Annotated in this window: 12 protein-coding genes; 4 read left to right on the top strand and 8 right to left on the bottom strand. The window is 37.9% G+C overall.

Annotation, left to right across the window (positions count from 1 at the left end):
* The first annotated feature begins 12 nt into the window (after window positions 1-12).
* The 3 genes from A9970_RS09065 to A9970_RS09075 are packed head-to-tail and all read left to right on the top strand — an operon-like array spanning window position 13 to window position 2,867.
* On the top strand, window positions 13-1,020 hold the full coding sequence (locus A9970_RS09065) for a glycosyltransferase (RefSeq protein ID WP_182982076.1): 1,008 nt from the start codon (window positions 13-15) through the stop codon (window positions 1,018-1,020).
* 3 nt (window positions 1,021-1,023) lie between these two features.
* Entirely contained in the window at window positions 1,024-1,881 is an 858-nt protein-coding gene (locus A9970_RS09070) for an alpha-1,2-fucosyltransferase (RefSeq protein WP_182982077.1), read from the top strand.
* A gap of 20 nt (window positions 1,882-1,901) precedes the next feature.
* Window positions 1,902-2,867, top strand: coding sequence for a DUF6492 family protein (locus tag A9970_RS09075; protein ID WP_259655380.1), 966 nt, complete (start codon window positions 1,902-1,904; stop codon window positions 2,865-2,867).
* Here the strand turns inward: A9970_RS09075 and A9970_RS09080 are convergent.
* From A9970_RS09080 to A9970_RS09090, 3 genes are read right to left on the bottom strand one after another with little or no spacing between them, the layout of a single operon-like run.
* Entirely contained in the window at window positions 2,833-3,879 is a 1,047-nt protein-coding gene (locus tag A9970_RS09080) for a DegT/DnrJ/EryC1/StrS aminotransferase family protein (protein WP_259655361.1), read from the bottom strand. The two genes, A9970_RS09075 and A9970_RS09080, sit on opposite strands and share 35 nt — an antisense overlap.
* Before the next feature lie 7 nt (window positions 3,880-3,886).
* Complete coding sequence (locus A9970_RS09085) at window positions 3,887-4,288, bottom strand: FdtA/QdtA family cupin domain-containing protein (RefSeq protein ID WP_182982080.1); 402 nt, start codon at window positions 4,286-4,288, stop codon at window positions 3,887-3,889.
* Window positions 4,288-5,277 carry a glycosyl transferase gene (locus tag A9970_RS09090; protein WP_182982081.1) on the bottom strand — a complete coding sequence of 330 codons (990 nt, stop codon included), beginning with the start codon at window positions 5,275-5,277 and terminating at the stop codon, window positions 4,288-4,290. Before A9970_RS09090 ends, A9970_RS09085 begins: the two co-directional genes overlap by 1 nt.
* 132 nt (window positions 5,278-5,409) lie before the next feature.
* Here A9970_RS09090 and A9970_RS09095 point away from each other — a divergent pair, with 132 nt between their 5' ends.
* The gene (locus A9970_RS09095; protein WP_182330737.1) at window positions 5,410-5,901 is read left to right on the top strand and encodes a histidine phosphatase family protein; all 492 of its coding nucleotides are present in this window, start codon (window positions 5,410-5,412) and stop codon (window positions 5,899-5,901) included.
* A gap of 44 nt (window positions 5,902-5,945) precedes the next feature.
* Here the strand turns inward: A9970_RS09095 and A9970_RS09100 are convergent, their stop codons facing one another.
* From A9970_RS09100 to A9970_RS09120, 5 genes are all read right to left on the bottom strand, one after another.
* Complete coding sequence (locus A9970_RS09100) at window positions 5,946-8,516, bottom strand: flippase-like domain-containing protein (protein WP_182982082.1); 2,571 nt, start codon at window positions 8,514-8,516, stop codon at window positions 5,946-5,948.
* A gap of 113 nt (window positions 8,517-8,629) precedes the next feature.
* Window positions 8,630-11,134, bottom strand: coding sequence for a DUF5686 and carboxypeptidase-like regulatory domain-containing protein (locus A9970_RS09105; RefSeq protein WP_182982083.1), 2,505 nt, complete (start codon window positions 11,132-11,134; stop codon window positions 8,630-8,632).
* Window positions 11,135-11,201: 67 nt separating this feature from the next.
* Window positions 11,202-11,900, bottom strand: coding sequence for an AcvB/VirJ family lysyl-phosphatidylglycerol hydrolase (locus tag A9970_RS09110; protein WP_182330734.1), 699 nt, complete (start codon window positions 11,898-11,900; stop codon window positions 11,202-11,204).
* A 103-nt stretch (window positions 11,901-12,003) separates the two neighbouring features.
* A complete protein-coding gene (locus tag A9970_RS09115) occupies window positions 12,004-12,822 on the bottom strand; it encodes a DUF4249 family protein (protein ID WP_182982084.1) in 819 nt (272 codons plus the stop codon).
* Between the two features lie 5 nt (window positions 12,823-12,827).
* A complete protein-coding gene (locus tag A9970_RS09120; protein ID WP_182982085.1) occupies window positions 12,828-15,398 on the bottom strand; it encodes a TonB-dependent receptor in 2,571 nt (856 codons plus the stop codon).
* Window positions 15,399-15,401: the final 3 nt, after the last annotated feature.

Here is a 15,401-nt window from a genome sequence, read left to right on the forward strand (position 1 = left end):
AATCATTTAATTATGTCGAATGAAATAGAAGTTACCATATTAATGGCCGCCTTTAATGCTTCAAAATTTATTGCCGATTCTATAAAGAGTGCTTTAAATCAAACATTTCAAAACTTTGAATTGCTTATCATTAATGACGGTTCTACTGATAATACAGAAACAATCATTCAAAGCTTTCATGATCCTAGAATAAGAGTTATAAAAAATGAAACAAATCGTGGATTAATTGAAAGCAGAAATATCGCTTTACTTGAAGCTCAGGGGAAATTTATCGCTATTTTGGACAGTGATGACATAGCTATACCAGATCGTTTAGAAAAGCAGCTAAATGCCTTCCAAAATAATCCCGATCTTGCTGTTGTTGGCAGCCGAGCGCTCATTATTGATCAGAACGGCAACGAGACTGGAGAAAGACTTGATGTTTTCACGGATATAGACAAAATAAAAATTACCCTGTTTTTTGAAAACACAATTGTTCATTCTTCGACAATGATCAAAACTAAAATATTCAGAGAAGTAAATGGATATCAAGGAGATATTTTGATAGAGGACTACGATCTCTTCTATAGAATTTCCCAAAAATATGCAATTGAAAATTTAGAAGATTACCTAGTGAAATATAGGATACATGGAACAAATATTTCCATACGGAAAAGAGATCAGCTTGATCAAGCGCTCTACAACTTAAAAATTAGACAGGTTAATCAATTTGCTTTAAATGTTGAATGCAAATATATCGCCATTCTTTTAGCTAATTTTAGAAACGATAATTACACACTAGAAGAAAATTTTTATATCCTTGCATTACTTAAAGAAAAGAATAAGCAGTATAATATCTATAAACAGGAAGCTTTTTCAAACGAGCTTTATAATAAGTGGTTCGAACTTGTTATAAGAGCAGGAAAGTTCCAAACAATTAAATTATTATTAAAAAAACCTTTGTTTGAATGGCACATATGCAAATTCAGGCATCTAAGAAAAGGACTTAAACAAACGTTAAGGTCCTTTCTCAAAAGATAACTTATGAAGATTGTAAAATTCTTAGGCGGCCTAGGAAATCAGCTCTTTCAGTATGCATTTTTTTTGTCATTACAACAAAAATTTAAGCACGTAAAAGTCGATTTAGAAGATTTTAATGGCTACCATGTACATAATGGTTTCGAATTAGAAGCAGTGTTCAACATTAAACTTCCACAACTCAGCACTTTTGAAACAAATATCTATACCAGGAACAACAATAAATGGCTATGGAGAAAATTGAGACGACTGTATAATACAAAGCATATCTATTTTGAGGAAACTTCGCCTTTTTCTTACACAAAAGATATTTTTGAAGACAATAGAAGTCGCTACTACTGGGGTTATTGGCAGCATATAGATTATCTTAGTCAAGTTGCGCCTCTACTCCGACAAAAGCTCCAATTCCCTAAGATGGATGATCGCGAGAATATTCGTTTAAAACATATTATCGACAAAGAAAACGCAATATCGTTACATGTTAGACGTGGTGATTATTTACAAGAACCTTTATTTAAAGATATATGTACAGAAGAATACTATCAAAAAAGCATACAGTATATGCTTGAGAAACAGGATTCACCGCTTTTTGTAGTATTTTCTAATGATATCAAATGGTGTAGATCAAAGTTTATAGGTCTAAATGCGATTTTTGTTGAACATAACTCTGGGTCTAATAGTTTTCGTGATCTACAGCTCATGTCATTGTGTAAACACCATATTATTGCGAATAGCAGTTTTAGCTGGTGGGGCGCTTGGTTAAACGATAATCCGGGTAAAGTTGTCGTATCGCCAAAAAAATGGATTAATGATGATACGATAGAGACTACGGGATTAATTCTACCAACTTTTGTCACATTTTAACTAATCTAGATTCTATGATGATGCAATTATTTGCAAATAACCCAAACTACGATATTGTCATCTGCTTAGGTCCGCAGCACATTGAAACTGCAAAGGTTGTGATCAAACAAGTTAAGCGATTTTTTCAAGCAAAACAAGTCTATCTCATAACAAACGTTTCTCATTTTGAAAAATTTCAGTCATTCAATTTAACGAACTTAATTTTTGTTAACGAAAATGAATTATTCGACCGATTTAATTTTCAATCTGTCGCCGACTTCTTAAGACAAAGAATAAATGATGAAGATCGAGCCGGCTGGTACTTTCAGCAATTCTTAAAAATGGAAATCGCCAAAATCATTCAAAGTGACTATTATCTAATATGGGATGCAGATACCATTCCATTAAAACCAATCAATTTCTTTGACGAAGAAGAAAAGGTATTGATCCATAAGAGTGAGGAAAATCACACCCCATATTTTGAAACAATGGAACATATACTTGGTTTAAAAAAAACAGTCAACTACTCGTATATATCAGAACATTTTATGGTCCAAACAAAGCTGATGCAAAAAATGCTACTTGAGCTCAGCAAAAACGCAGGTGATCTGGCTTGGCCATATCATATCCTTGAAAATATAGCCGCAAAAGATATATCACTTTCGGGATTCTCAGAATATGAAACCTATGGTAATTTCCTTAACTCAACCAACCCCGACAGTTTTCGGCTACGAACCTCTTCTTCAGAACTATTAAATACGACTAGAAACGGTAGCATGATTTTCGGCACTTTACCAAACACAAAAGATCTTAAATTTTTAGAGGTCTTGGGTTTACATTATGTTACGTTCGAAATCTGGCAAGATGTTAATCCTAAAGAAATTAAAGCCAACAAAAGACGCGTTGCCTTATTTTTTTTGTTTGAAAAAATTCCAATGCTAAAATCTCTGAATAAATTAATCATAAAAAACTTTAGGAAAACTTATTCATTAGCTCAACCACTCTAAAAATATCATCCTCCGTATGTCCGTAAGAAATTGGAAGGCTCAATATAGTTTGATGAATTTTCTCAGAAATAGGATATCTATCACCTGATAAAATTCCCTTCATCGCTTTTTGTTGATGTGGAGCTATTGGATAGTGAATTTCCGTGCCTATTTCATTAGCCAATAAATACTGCTTCAACCGATCACGTTCAGGGTGACGAATTGCAAAAATATGATAAACATCTTCCTGTACAGGTTGTACAACTGGAAGAATAAAATCAGACTTTAACTCACTTAGGTAGATTGCTGCCAAGCTCCTTTTGTGAGCTGTGATCTTGTCAAGAAATTTTAATTTCACAGACAAAAAGGCTGCTTGCATCTCATCAAGCCTCGAATTATAGCCCACTTCATCAAACACATATTTAGCAGACGATCCATAATTCCTTAGCGTCCGAATCGAATCATTCATTTTTTCATCCCTACATGTTATGGCTCCAGCATCCCCTAATGCGCCTAAATTTTTAGTTGGATAGAAGCTGAACGCCCCAAAATCGCAAAATGAGCCTGCCTTTTGGCCATTGTAGCTCGCACCATGCGCTTGGGCACAATCCTCAATTACCCGCAGATCATATCTGTTCGCTAAAGAAATAATTGGGTCCATATCACACATCTTGCCATAAAGATGAACGATTAAAATAGCTTTAGTCCTTTCTGTAATAGCTGATTCAATTTTTTTAGGATCAATATTGTAGGTAGTCACATCGGGTTCAACAAGTACCGGTTTTAGACCAACCTGCATAATGGCCAGGATTGAAGCGATATAGGTATTAGCAGGAACAATCACTTCATCGCCGGAATTAAAGCCAAAATAGCGCAATGACAAAACTAACGCATCTAATCCGGAGGCTACTCCGATGCAATGTTGCACACCACAATAATCCGCAAATGTCTGCTCAAATTGTTTCACTTCTTTCCCCAAAATATACCAGCCACCATGCAATACTTCATGAAAAACCTGTGTATATTCCTCCATAAATTCCTTATTGACCTGACGTAAACTCTCGTAAGCTATCATGTATAAAATAGGGTTCGTAAATATAATCTGTTGAATCAAAATATTCAGAAGCAAGTACCATAAGAATAGCATCTTCCGAAAAGTCAAACATCTGATGCCAATCCGTTGGTTGCAATATTAAACATTGATCAGGTGAATCTAATTCAAAAACCCGTTCATTATCTCCATCCTGATTGTAAATCGCACAACTGCCTTTTAAGCAAATTGCTGCCTGTACCGTTTTATGATGTCGATGACCGCCCCGTATCGATCCATCCACACCATAGATATAAAATATCCTTTTCACCTCAAAAGGAGTTACTTTTTCGATCACCGTCAAATGTCCACGATCATCTGTAAATGTTTTTAAATCAATTTGGTAAGCCATTATCTTAAGAAATAGGATTGATGATAGTATTCTCTAAATTTGCCAAGTACATATAAATTGAACATTCGGCGTAGTGATTTACGAATACGCGGAATTTCATTCATTTCATGAAATTTTTGTACACGCGATATAGACTGTATTTCGCACCCTGAACTTTTTAATGCTTTTACATAGGGTTTATACAAGAAATGGATGTCATTTTCACTTATTAAATTGCCTCCTGCGAGAGTAAAAGAATTCTTCTCTGCATATTTTAGCGCATGAAAGTGATAAAACACCACCGGAAATAAACGCTGGCTAGTAAGCTCTTTGCCCCAGACTTGCCCTAATTTATGTTCAAAATCATATTGCTGAACATTCCAGGGCGCTACACCACCGCCTAAATGTTCTAGAACATGCACCCCTGTAAACTTAGTAGTCCATACATCCAAGTATTTTTGATCGCCAAATCTTCCGGGTTCCCTGCGATTATAACACCATTCTATACACGCTTCACGCCACCATTCCAAAACCGCTATGCCTTCTTCTGAATTCTTAAAGTAAACAAACTGTACACAATAGGTTCCTCCCGATTCACTATCTTCATACATGGGACTGTACCGATGCGGAGTTATAATCACCGATCCCCCATTCGCCTCCTCAATTAACTCCATAGGATCGGCATAGAAAAATAAATCTGCATCCAAATAGGTGCAATTGGATAAACCAAATTTTCGAATACTATATAGAATAATTGAAGGCGTACAAGTCCAACAATACTCTCCTGTACTGCGAGTGGATTTTATAGCCAATAATTGCTCATCTTCAAAATCAGACAATCGAATGATCGTAGCTTTAGCCAGCTGTAATTCAGACAGAATGCGATAACACGCATCATCAAATGCAAAAATATAGAGGTGAAAGTCCCTTGCACACTTTTCAAGTGACCGATACATTGCCAGTCCTCTTGAGAGATACAAAGAATTAAATAAGGTGCAATAACTATTCATAGAATATATACTTTTCAAAACTTCCTGTATTATTATTTGTATTCATACGCAAGCCTGCTCATTGCCCAAACACAATGAACCGGAACAACAAGCGTTATTATTTATATTGTATAAGAATCAAAAATTTTAATCATGGACAACAGTAAAAAACTTTATATCATCCGACATGCCAAAGCCGAAACTATTCCGGGCATAAACGATTTTGACCGCGCCCTTACCTCCGACGGAATACAACATGCAAAACAGGTTGCGGCTAAGCTGGCAGCAAAATTGACCCTGGATGAGAACAGTATTGCGATCAGTTCACCAGCCAATCGTGCACTCCAAACAACACGTATTTTTCTGGAGGTGATGGGTTCTTCTTCTTTTGACATCCAAATTGAAGAAACAATTTATGAATGTACTTATAAGCACTTGCTATCTATTATCAATGCAATTCCTGATCATATCAATCACGTTCTACTCTTTGGTCATAATCCTACACTAACTGATTTTGTTGAATACTTAACCCGTAAATCAGCCTACTTACGTACATCATCATGCGCTGAAATAAAACTCGATACCGGTTTCACATTTCAGATGCTCAGCGGCAATTGCGCAGATCTTGTGCAAATAATTGATTAAAATTTTATTCAAAGAACAAACAGACTTTCAGCAAAAGTCCCCCATCACTTACCCGCATTTGATTTCATTGCCTTATCAATCACCAAAGGCACTGAAATCAAATCCAAATCATGTGAATACACCACAAACTTCTCGACCCAACAAGGATCAAATTTCTCCTTAAATTCTTTCAGGCCCTTTGGTTGACGGAAGTAAGGATTATTTTCATATAGAAAACTGATCAAACGTTCAACAAGCCCTTTCTTCTTGTCAAATCCCGAAAAAGGAGCCAGTCCCATATTCAAAAAAGAATAACCTTCCTCTTTGCAATACGCTAAAAAGCGGATAATCAATACATCCATATTTCCGCCTGGCGCATCTTGCAATTTCCGGATAAGATCATACGTCGCCTCGTCCGGAGCATAATTGGGAATGATATTCAAAAAGGCCAAAATGCGCCCTTCGTTATCCTCCAAAGTAATTACATGGCTATTTTTAATCTTACCAACGTCGAACATGCCTTGAGAAAAAACACGTTCTGAACGCTTCATGTCTCTCAACCAATGATCCGACACAACCTGCAGTTTCTGAAGCAAACCATTGGATAACGGTGCGCGATATAAATTCGAAACAAAACCTTTTTTTTCAATGCTATTCACCGCATTTCGAAGTGATTTACGTTTCTTTCCTTCCAGCGAAAAATTATCGACATTGACAATGGCCTCTTCTCCGATCAGAAAAGATTTTTTGCCCAACTGCTTGAAAACCCCTAGATGTCTACCATCAACGCGGTAATAGGCTGTTTTTAAACTCGATTTGCGACAATAACGTTCAAATGCATTAATCAGTTCTTTCATCGCATCTTCAGTATCCTCACAAACGGGTCCTTCGAGCACCATAGCAAAACCATAACATTTTTTATACGCAATAAAGCCCGTCCGCTCCGTGTTAAAGAAAAGATCTTTATCCCCATACGTCTTAAAATAATCAACAGGTGATTTACCATAACGCTCCAAAAGGCGCTGTGCAATTTCAATCTGCCCATCAACCTCTTCTTCCGCTAACTGGCACGGATTGACCATCCAGTAGAACAATGCAGACAGACTGATCACACTAAAAAAATTAATGGAATACAAAAAATACTGTCCTATCGTTGTCTGAGGTTCCGCAACATCACCATTAAGTAGCACAAAACCGTGCAGCGTACTACTTACCGCATTTAAAATGGTAAAATCCATGTTAAAATGCTTCGCATTCAGAAAATAAAACCCAGTAATTCCATACAGCAGCACAACCCCAATAAGCCACAAAACCAAGCTGAGGTTTAAGGAGCTGAATCTCCTATTACTTTGTACAAAATAGTGTTTTGATGAATAAAGGAGCATCAACAGCACCAAAAAAGCGAACCAAGCTTCTTCAAAATCCAGCCCTTTGGAAAGATTAGCAACAATGGAAAGCGAACATAGCGCAACCGCAACATACCAAGCCATACGTAGCCCCTTCAACAGAAAACCCGAACACATCACCAATAATATACCGAAGAAAAGTACCGCTGCATTTGAAAAGTTTAAAGCATCATAAGATATAAATTGCTTTAATGCCGTGACACGGCTATGAATCGCCGGCGTCAAGACGGAGATGATATTAATAAGCCCCATCACAAAAATAAAAACAGATGGAAGTATCCGAACAAAGATGTTGTTTTTATTCACGAAGAAACTAATTCCCCCCAATGCCAATGGTCCCCAAAACTCAAATAAACGATATAGAAGGGATATAGAAATAGCCTGTTCTTCGCTGTAGCCAAACTTACACAGAATGACAACCATAGATACTTCGATCAGTCCCACCCCCTTCATCAATGGTGAAAAACAATAGACCAACGTTCCGACAGCATAGGTTACTGTACAGGCCAATAACGATGTTTCAAAGCCTAAAGCAAGCATTGCAATATAGATATGCAAAATCCCTACCAGCTCAATGACTGTCGCCCAAATGAGACTTTGCAATACAGCCCAAAAATCCACACCCTTTTTATGGAGTTCATCCCAGGTACCTGCAACTGAAGGGAAATGACGTACTGTAAAATTATAAGCTCCTCCTCCACGGTAAAATGATCTGCAGTACCAGCCAAACCCCAGCAATAGAACACTAAAAACAAGCATAATTCCAATGATTTGTACATCAAGACCTGCGATTCCTACAAACAGAAAAACAAAAAGACAGAGTATAAATAAGGACACTAGGCTAATGACTGCGTAGATAACAGAAGAAAGATTGGCATTTGCATCATCAATTCCCTCCTGATTAACTTCTTTCTTAAAGAAAGCCAGTGAGGTAAATCCACCTACCGGAAGAAAGACACTGATAAAGTTTCTCTTTAGAAATAAACGGGTAGCTCCACCCAGTGATAACTTTTGTTGCAAAGACTTAAAACTATAGACATAGACCAAACCTTGCATTGCGATGTATGCCAAAGAAACCACGATCCCGATTGCCACCCAAAACAACGAACTTGACTGAATAAGCCCTACCGACGATGCCAGCTCCTGTCTCTGATTTGCAAAAAAATATACGGCACCCAAAATGACCAATAGGCCCAATAAGGATTTCCAGATCAACATTTTGTTTTTCATCAGCATAATTACCTCTCAAATTGACAAACCCAATTATTTCGTTTTTCTAAATCACTTTTACTAATGACATCATTACTTTAAAATAGTCCCAATCCGATTTGTTTTTTTAGGCATCAAAAATCAATACCGATCTTTGCCCTGACCCCCCATGGAGATACACCTGGATTATTCAGGTAAGTAAAACGGCGAACCAGATCGACACGTAGAATTTTAAAGATATTACTCAAGCCAAAACTTCCTTCTATATAGGCTCCATTATTGAGGGAGAACAGCTGCGGTTCGCGAGGATCCTTGGGTAATTCATCAAAACTTTTCGTGTATCTATTGGAGGCATCGACAGCTCCATACAACATTTTTACAGAGGCGATCTCCCGGAGATCCAGTCTTTTCAGAAGCGGAACTTTATTCAGAAAAAAACCATTAAATGAATGTTGAAGCAATAGTGACGTGTACTTATCGCTCATAAATTCCATTGAATTCATCAAATTGTATGAGTTGAGCTGATACGAATAGGTTTGATTTGCCCGGTGAATAATCATCAGCGGATAGGGAACCTTTCCAAATTGGATGCCCGATTCAAATACGATATCGGCAAAACCAAATTGGGACGCAAAAAATCGCTTATTGGCATTTAATATAAAACGTTGGTAGTTATAATCTCCACCCAACAAACCTTTCACGCCAACCTGTGCGGCTAAGGTAAAAACAGGCTGACCTGTATTAATAATACGTCGATAACGTTTCCCCTGGTATAATTTCTCATGTGGAGCCCAGCGAATTTCTCCGGTGAAAGCAGAGGTCCACAGCTCATTGCCGTTACTTCTTCTAAAAGCTCGACGGTCAAACTCCAATATGCCACCTGGGCTAAGGATTTGATTAAAGAACCCTACTTTAAAGGATAGATGGTTTTCAAATTCCTGCCAGTATTCGATCTGCCTCCGCTGTAGATAAAACATTTTGTCATTTTCCCCTCTTCTGAATGAAAGCAAAAAATTGTCATTATCAATAAAATTTAGATCCTGTCCCGGCACCTGTACCTCTTTACTAACCTTAGCAGAGAGTAACTTTACAGGAAATTTGTAGACCGATTCTCCGTTAAAGGAGTAGGTGGCACCCATATTATATTTCCATTGCCTGTCTTTCGTACCATAGGCACCATAACCATCCAGGACCAATGTCTTGCTAAAGATATCCGTCGTGTTGCCACCAAATTTAAATCGGCTTCCTTCTACAGGGTTAAAACTATAAAATGAAGGTACTGGCCCTATTTCGATAACACCGCGCCCATAATAACCCGACATAATGAAGGAGCCCAAAGCCATCAAATTTTTAAAGGATTTTGACTGTTTTAAACTATCGATGTTCGTAAAGGCCTGCTCCTCCAGCCTACTCAGTTTCTCAGGTCTCGCAAGATTCCAGTCAATCCCATTCGGATTCTGTGGCCCTGTCCGTGTCAATGCTTTACCATTGACAGCGAGCTGTGTTTCATTGGAAGCTGATCTGCTGGTCACTTTCTCCCCAAACAAGCCCATACCATCCTTAAAAATCCCCATGTCTATTGTCAGTACTCCCCTGCTCAGAAAAAAACGATGCGCTTGATTTTCCGAATAATTCAAAACAATATTTAAACCCTTTACCCAGTTGATATTGGTCGCTTCGTTGATGGTCAGCTCCGCTTGATCCAATGCATAACTCCCGTCTAAGCGGATATAGATGAAGCCTGAAAAAAGTGCATCCTCTCTATTCCTTGGCTCTACGCGTATTTTGGCATGCCAAGGTTTACTATCTTTCAAGGTATCAACCAAGTAATATTTATAAAACGAAGGCCCCAACGTTGCTATAGGGCTCAAAAAACGTCTATTCCCAATAGAGACATCCGTATCATAGATATTTGTTTCACCATAGATTTTATCCAAATACTCATCAATACCGTCTTCATCCAGGTACTGATCTACGCGCGACTGATTCTCACCCAGTAAAACAAAGCTGTTACCTTTAAGAGCATCCAATTTTCGCTGACCAATTTTCTCATCCATAAATATCGGGACCAGCGACCTACCGGGATATTTTAGCGTATCCATCCCCTGTTTTAAAAATCCGAAACGTTTGAGCAGGCGGGATTTATCCACCTTTTGATTTTGGATAGACAAGGACATCGAAAGCTTCTCATATTCTTGATAGCTACCGGCTGTTCCATTTAACGCATTATTTTCATCTCTTTTTTCAATTACTTTACGGATTAAATCTACTGTTGGATTATGTTTATTCGTGTATTTTCTTTTTTTAGGCGCATTCACTACAACTTCATCGAGACTTTGTTGTTCATCTTCCAAACGGATAATAAGAACTTTCTTGCCCTGTGCGACACTCATCGGGAATACCTGTTTTTTATAGCCAACGGCACTAAATAGTAACTCCCAATTGTCAGGCACGGATGGTAACTGGAACTGCCCCTCCTTATTTGTTGCTACAGATTTTGCCGTATTGGAAAGCTTTACAGTAACACCTTGTATAGGTTTTGCCGTTGAGGCATCGAGGACAATCCCTGTTAATGAAGCTCCTTGTCCAAATAGTCGAGAAGTAAAGAACAATAAAACCAATAAAAAACGATATTGCATAAAAAAAACCTTGCATCTAAATTCAGTAGGATGACAAGGTTTTTATAAAAAAGTCCTAATATGATTGCTATCTTAATCGAACAGTATTATAAATAGTCTTAAAATCACGATTATAATTATGTGGCCCTGCCAGTACATCGACCTTTAATCCCGCATTACGAAACATTTTCACGAGATCTTCTTCGCCCTCTTTACAAAAGACATAAGTCGAAGGGAATTGCTTTAGCTTCAAGACTTCAGCTAGTACTTCGTAGCCATTGGGCTTCTGTTTCCAGTTAAGCATAGTCGATACGGTCACCTCGAAACTCGCATACTGATCGGGCGACAAATAAGTAACATGCCGGATTGACTTTTTCAAGGGATCCGAGAAATTATTCAGGACAAAAGGTAATACTCCGGCAGAAAATGAATGTCCTATCAAATAAATTTGATCGCAGTCCCATTCTTTCCTGAAATGGTCAATATATCGTTCGAATTCCCTTCCCGCTTCTTGCGGAGTTTTCTTTTTCCAGAAATATTTTTTTGCATCGATGACCAAACGAGGATATCCATCGAGTGAGAAGTAAGATAACAGGCTTTTACTAAAATCATTATAACCACCATCGCCCGTAATAAATACAAGCATTGTCTTTTGTTTGTTATTGGTATCTTTAAGTGGAATAACGTAATTTGGCAGTACTTCCGCCTGTATTGGTCTTAGGGCCAAACATAACCAGAAAAATAGAAATAGCAATAATCTATCTGCTTTATAATGTGCAGTGTTCATGTGTATATATTATGTGTAAATATTTGCTTTGAATAATAATAATGTCTTTGACCACCTGGAGCGATTCATCAATAAATACGCTTTTAAATCCTCCCCTAAGGCACTATTTACTGTTTCTAATGTCCTTTATTGGAATAGATTTGCGCACACCGTCCATTACATAAAAAAAGCCAAGGGCATTATTCGAAATATTACCTTCAACATTGGCAGGTACTGCAGACAATAATCCTTTCCATTCTGTCTCCTGAAATAGATTATAAATAAAACGGGAGTAACGTGGAGATTCAGAAAACTTAGATACGATTAAACTGTCCTTCAACGAAACTTCATAGTTGTATGTCTTCCCAAGTAAGTTATTCAGTACATTGGGTGCCCCCAAACGATAACTGTAGCTAAAAGGAGAGCGAAAAGAAGAAATATCATCTTCAGAAAAATCCTTTTGCGGCATAATAAGCCATTTATTGGAGGTTCGCATCCCGAAGAGATGTTTATTAACCTTTACCGTCCACTTGTTGTTCAAATTACTTTTTTCTACCGGTAGAAAGGCATTTTCAATAGGTACCACAGGTATCAATTGATCTTGTGCTTCATACAATTTCCCATTCAAAGTAATCGTAAGCTGAAATACATTTCCTACCGTGTCCCTCAGATTGAACAGCTCACCATAATAAAGCCCCTCACCCAAATCATTGAATTCAATTATATTGGAACCATTGGTTACACGTACCGTGGCTCCACTAATCCCGATAGTCCCTGAATTAGACTTTAGCCCATCCAATTTCTTTAATTGGATATACTGCTCTTTGTACATCGTATTAATCCCGCCTTCAACAATCATATCGTACGATTGTCCTTCGTCTACAGCTGATTTCTGACAAGAAACCGCTAGAAAACAAGTAACTATAATCAATAAGAATCTCATATCAATCAAAATCTCATTGTGTAACTAATTGAGGGAACTCGCCCAGAAAATGACGTTTTCTGAATAGCTAAATTCCCATTACTATCTTCGGAGAAACTATAATAAAGTGGATTGCGCTGATCAAATACATTATATAATCCAAAATTCAAGGTATGTCTTCTTCCTCGCTCTCGTTGCTTTATAGTTTCCAAATCTACCGAGCAATTTAAATCAAACCGACTAAATGTAGGCATACGATGGGAATTACGGCTTGAATACACCGGAACATATATACCCTCATATTCCATAAATCCTATTGGATAGGTTAAAGGCCTTCCCGTATGAATTGTATAAAAAGCATTGAGATGCACCGACCTCCCCAAATCATAGGACAAGTTGCTCTTAAGCACATGTGGAATATCGAAATTAGCCGCATACTCTTTTCCTTTATTGATGCCATTGATCTTACGAAAAGATCTCGACCAGCTATAGAAGATACTGCCCGTAAACTCACCGAAACGCTGATTGACAGATAATTCTAATCCATAAGCATGCCCCTTTCCTTGGCGCAGCTGTGTTTCGATAAACGGGTTGAGTATCAGTTGCGCATGATCGATCAATTCGACCTGATTGCCCATCTTCTTCCAATACCCTTCCAATCCAATATTTCCATGATACAATAATCTGTTGATACGAAAAGAAATAGCATCAACATATTGTGGTTTAATATTTAATCCCGCCGGCACCCAAGCTTCCAATGAGGAAAAAGCAAGTTCATCATTCTGTAATAACTGCAAATATTGATAACTCCGATTATAAGCCAGTCTGAAAGCATAGTCATTGCCCATTTTATATTGCAAAGACAGGCGTGGCTCTAAACCATAATACGACTTTTTCTTGTCGGCATCGTTCGACAACGGCTTATACGAGCTGCCATCCAATAAATAATAGCGTCCAAAGGAGGCATTAAAAAAGGCATTGGCACGTATTCCCGCAACAATCCGGAAGGCTGAATCGACCTTCCAATTAAAAGAAACATACCCCGTATAATCATAAGCTTGCGCCCTAAAAATATTATCTTCCGTGTTTGAATTTATCGGCGATATCTCCCCGGGATTAAAACGATGTTGGGTTCCCTGAAGACCAAAATCCAAGGTGCGGTCTAATCCCATAAAATACGTAAAATCGGATTTCAAACTAAAGTCACGTATCCGTGTCAACCAGATTTGATTGTCACTCGATTCGGGTTTACTGACATCCAATTTATTATGATAATCACTGAATATAGCCGAGAGGTTCATAAACAACCGGTCACTATGCACATGGTTCCATCGCAAAGTAGAAGTCCAGTTGCCCCAACGATTGGTATTCCTATTCGGAGAAATAACTTTATCCTGCCCATAGTACCCCGAAAGGTAAACCCGATTTTTCTCGTCAAATGTATAGTTGAACTTCACGTTATAGTCACTGTACTTACCTTTGACATTAAATAAGCGATAATCCGTATTAAAAGCATTTAATATACTTCCCCGTGCAGTGGCAATGAAAGCACCTTTTCCCTTTTTTATAAATGGCCCCTCAGCACCAACTCGAGCAATCAATAGACTTGATCCACCAAAAACATGAAAAGCATTGGCATCACCGTCTCTGGTACTCATATCCATGATGGAAGAAAGACGCCCCCCTAGATTTGCAGGGATAGCATCCTTATAAAGCTGCGTATTCTTCAAGATGTCCGAATTAAACACAGAGGTTAAACCGAATAGATGCGATGGATTATAAACAACAGCTTCATCAAGCAAGATAAGATTCTGGTCTTTACCGCTCCCCCTTACGAAAAGATTACTGCCGCCTTCTGTTAATCCGTTAATCCCATTTTGCATCTGTAATACCTTCATGATATCAGCCTCACCTTTATAAAAGGCATTTCTTCGTGCTTGGGTCCAATTGACCTTATCTGTGAAACTTCCCATGTGCTGCGCTGTGAAGGAAGAATCAACATTAACCACCACCTCACTCAAATTAAAATCCACTGGAGCGAGCTTAATGACCAGGTAATTATTTTCTAACTCAGCATTTAATGAGACCAACCTTGTCTTATAGCCCAGATAACTTACATAACAACTGTATTCGCCCCGTGGTAATGTCAGTGAGTAAAACCCATATTTATTACTTAAACTACTTTTACCTTTCTCCGCGATCAACAAGGTGGCACCAATCAGGTTTTCACCACTTAAAATGTCCACAACACGCCCCTTAACAGTAAAAGTTTTATCTTCTTCATAGAAGATCAGCGCCCTATTGATCATTGTAAATCCAACATTGGAATCTTTCAGTAAATAATTTAGGACCTCTTCTAGACTGGATTTGTCAAACGATCGACTATAAATAATCTTTTTATTAAAGACCTGCTCGTCATAAGACATGGATATATCGTATGTTTTATGAATTTCAGCAAGTATCTGAAGAATCTGTTTGTTATGTGTATCAATTGAGATCCGTAATTCGGCAGGGGAGTTCTGTCCCATGGCTTTCGGACACATCGCTATAACCAACCAGCAGAAAAAGAGCAAACGATACAGAATCCTATCTTTCATATC

Origin of the sequence: Sphingobacterium sp. UME9 (assembly GCF_014170215.1) — a bacterium.
Taxonomy (GTDB): domain Bacteria; phylum Bacteroidota; class Bacteroidia; order Sphingobacteriales; family Sphingobacteriaceae; genus Sphingobacterium; species Sphingobacterium paramultivorum.

Excerpts from the sequence above, each read along its gene's own strand:
- A9970_RS09065 (WP_182982076.1), top strand. The coding sequence starts at position 13 with ATGTCGAATGAAATAGAAGTTACCATATTAATGGCCGCCTTTAATGCT.
- A9970_RS09070 (WP_182982077.1), top strand. The coding sequence starts at position 1,024 with ATGAAGATTGTAAAATTCTTAGGCGGCCTAGGAAATCAGCTCTTTCAG.
- A9970_RS09075 (WP_259655380.1), top strand. The coding sequence starts at position 1,902 with ATGCAATTATTTGCAAATAACCCAAACTACGATATTGTCATCTGCTTA.
- A9970_RS09080 (WP_259655361.1), bottom strand. The coding sequence starts at position 3,879 with ATGGAGGAATATACACAGGTTTTTCATGAAGTATTGCATGGTGGCTGG.
- A9970_RS09085 (WP_182982080.1), bottom strand. The coding sequence starts at position 4,288 with ATGGCTTACCAAATTGATTTAAAAACATTTACAGATGATCGTGGACAT.
- A9970_RS09090 (WP_182982081.1), bottom strand. The coding sequence starts at position 5,277 with ATGAATAGTTATTGCACCTTATTTAATTCTTTGTATCTCTCAAGAGGA.
- A9970_RS09095 (WP_182330737.1), top strand. The coding sequence starts at position 5,410 with ATGGACAACAGTAAAAAACTTTATATCATCCGACATGCCAAAGCCGAA.
- A9970_RS09100 (WP_182982082.1), bottom strand. The coding sequence starts at position 8,516 with ATGAAAAACAAAATGTTGATCTGGAAATCCTTATTGGGCCTATTGGTC.
- A9970_RS09105 (WP_182982083.1), bottom strand. The coding sequence starts at position 11,134 with ATGCAATATCGTTTTTTATTGGTTTTATTGTTCTTTACTTCTCGACTA.
- A9970_RS09110 (WP_182330734.1), bottom strand. The coding sequence starts at position 11,900 with ATGAACACTGCACATTATAAAGCAGATAGATTATTGCTATTTCTATTT.
- A9970_RS09115 (WP_182982084.1), bottom strand. The coding sequence starts at position 12,822 with ATGAGATTCTTATTGATTATAGTTACTTGTTTTCTAGCGGTTTCTTGT.
- A9970_RS09120 (WP_182982085.1), bottom strand. The coding sequence starts at position 15,398 with ATGAAAGATAGGATTCTGTATCGTTTGCTCTTTTTCTGCTGGTTGGTT.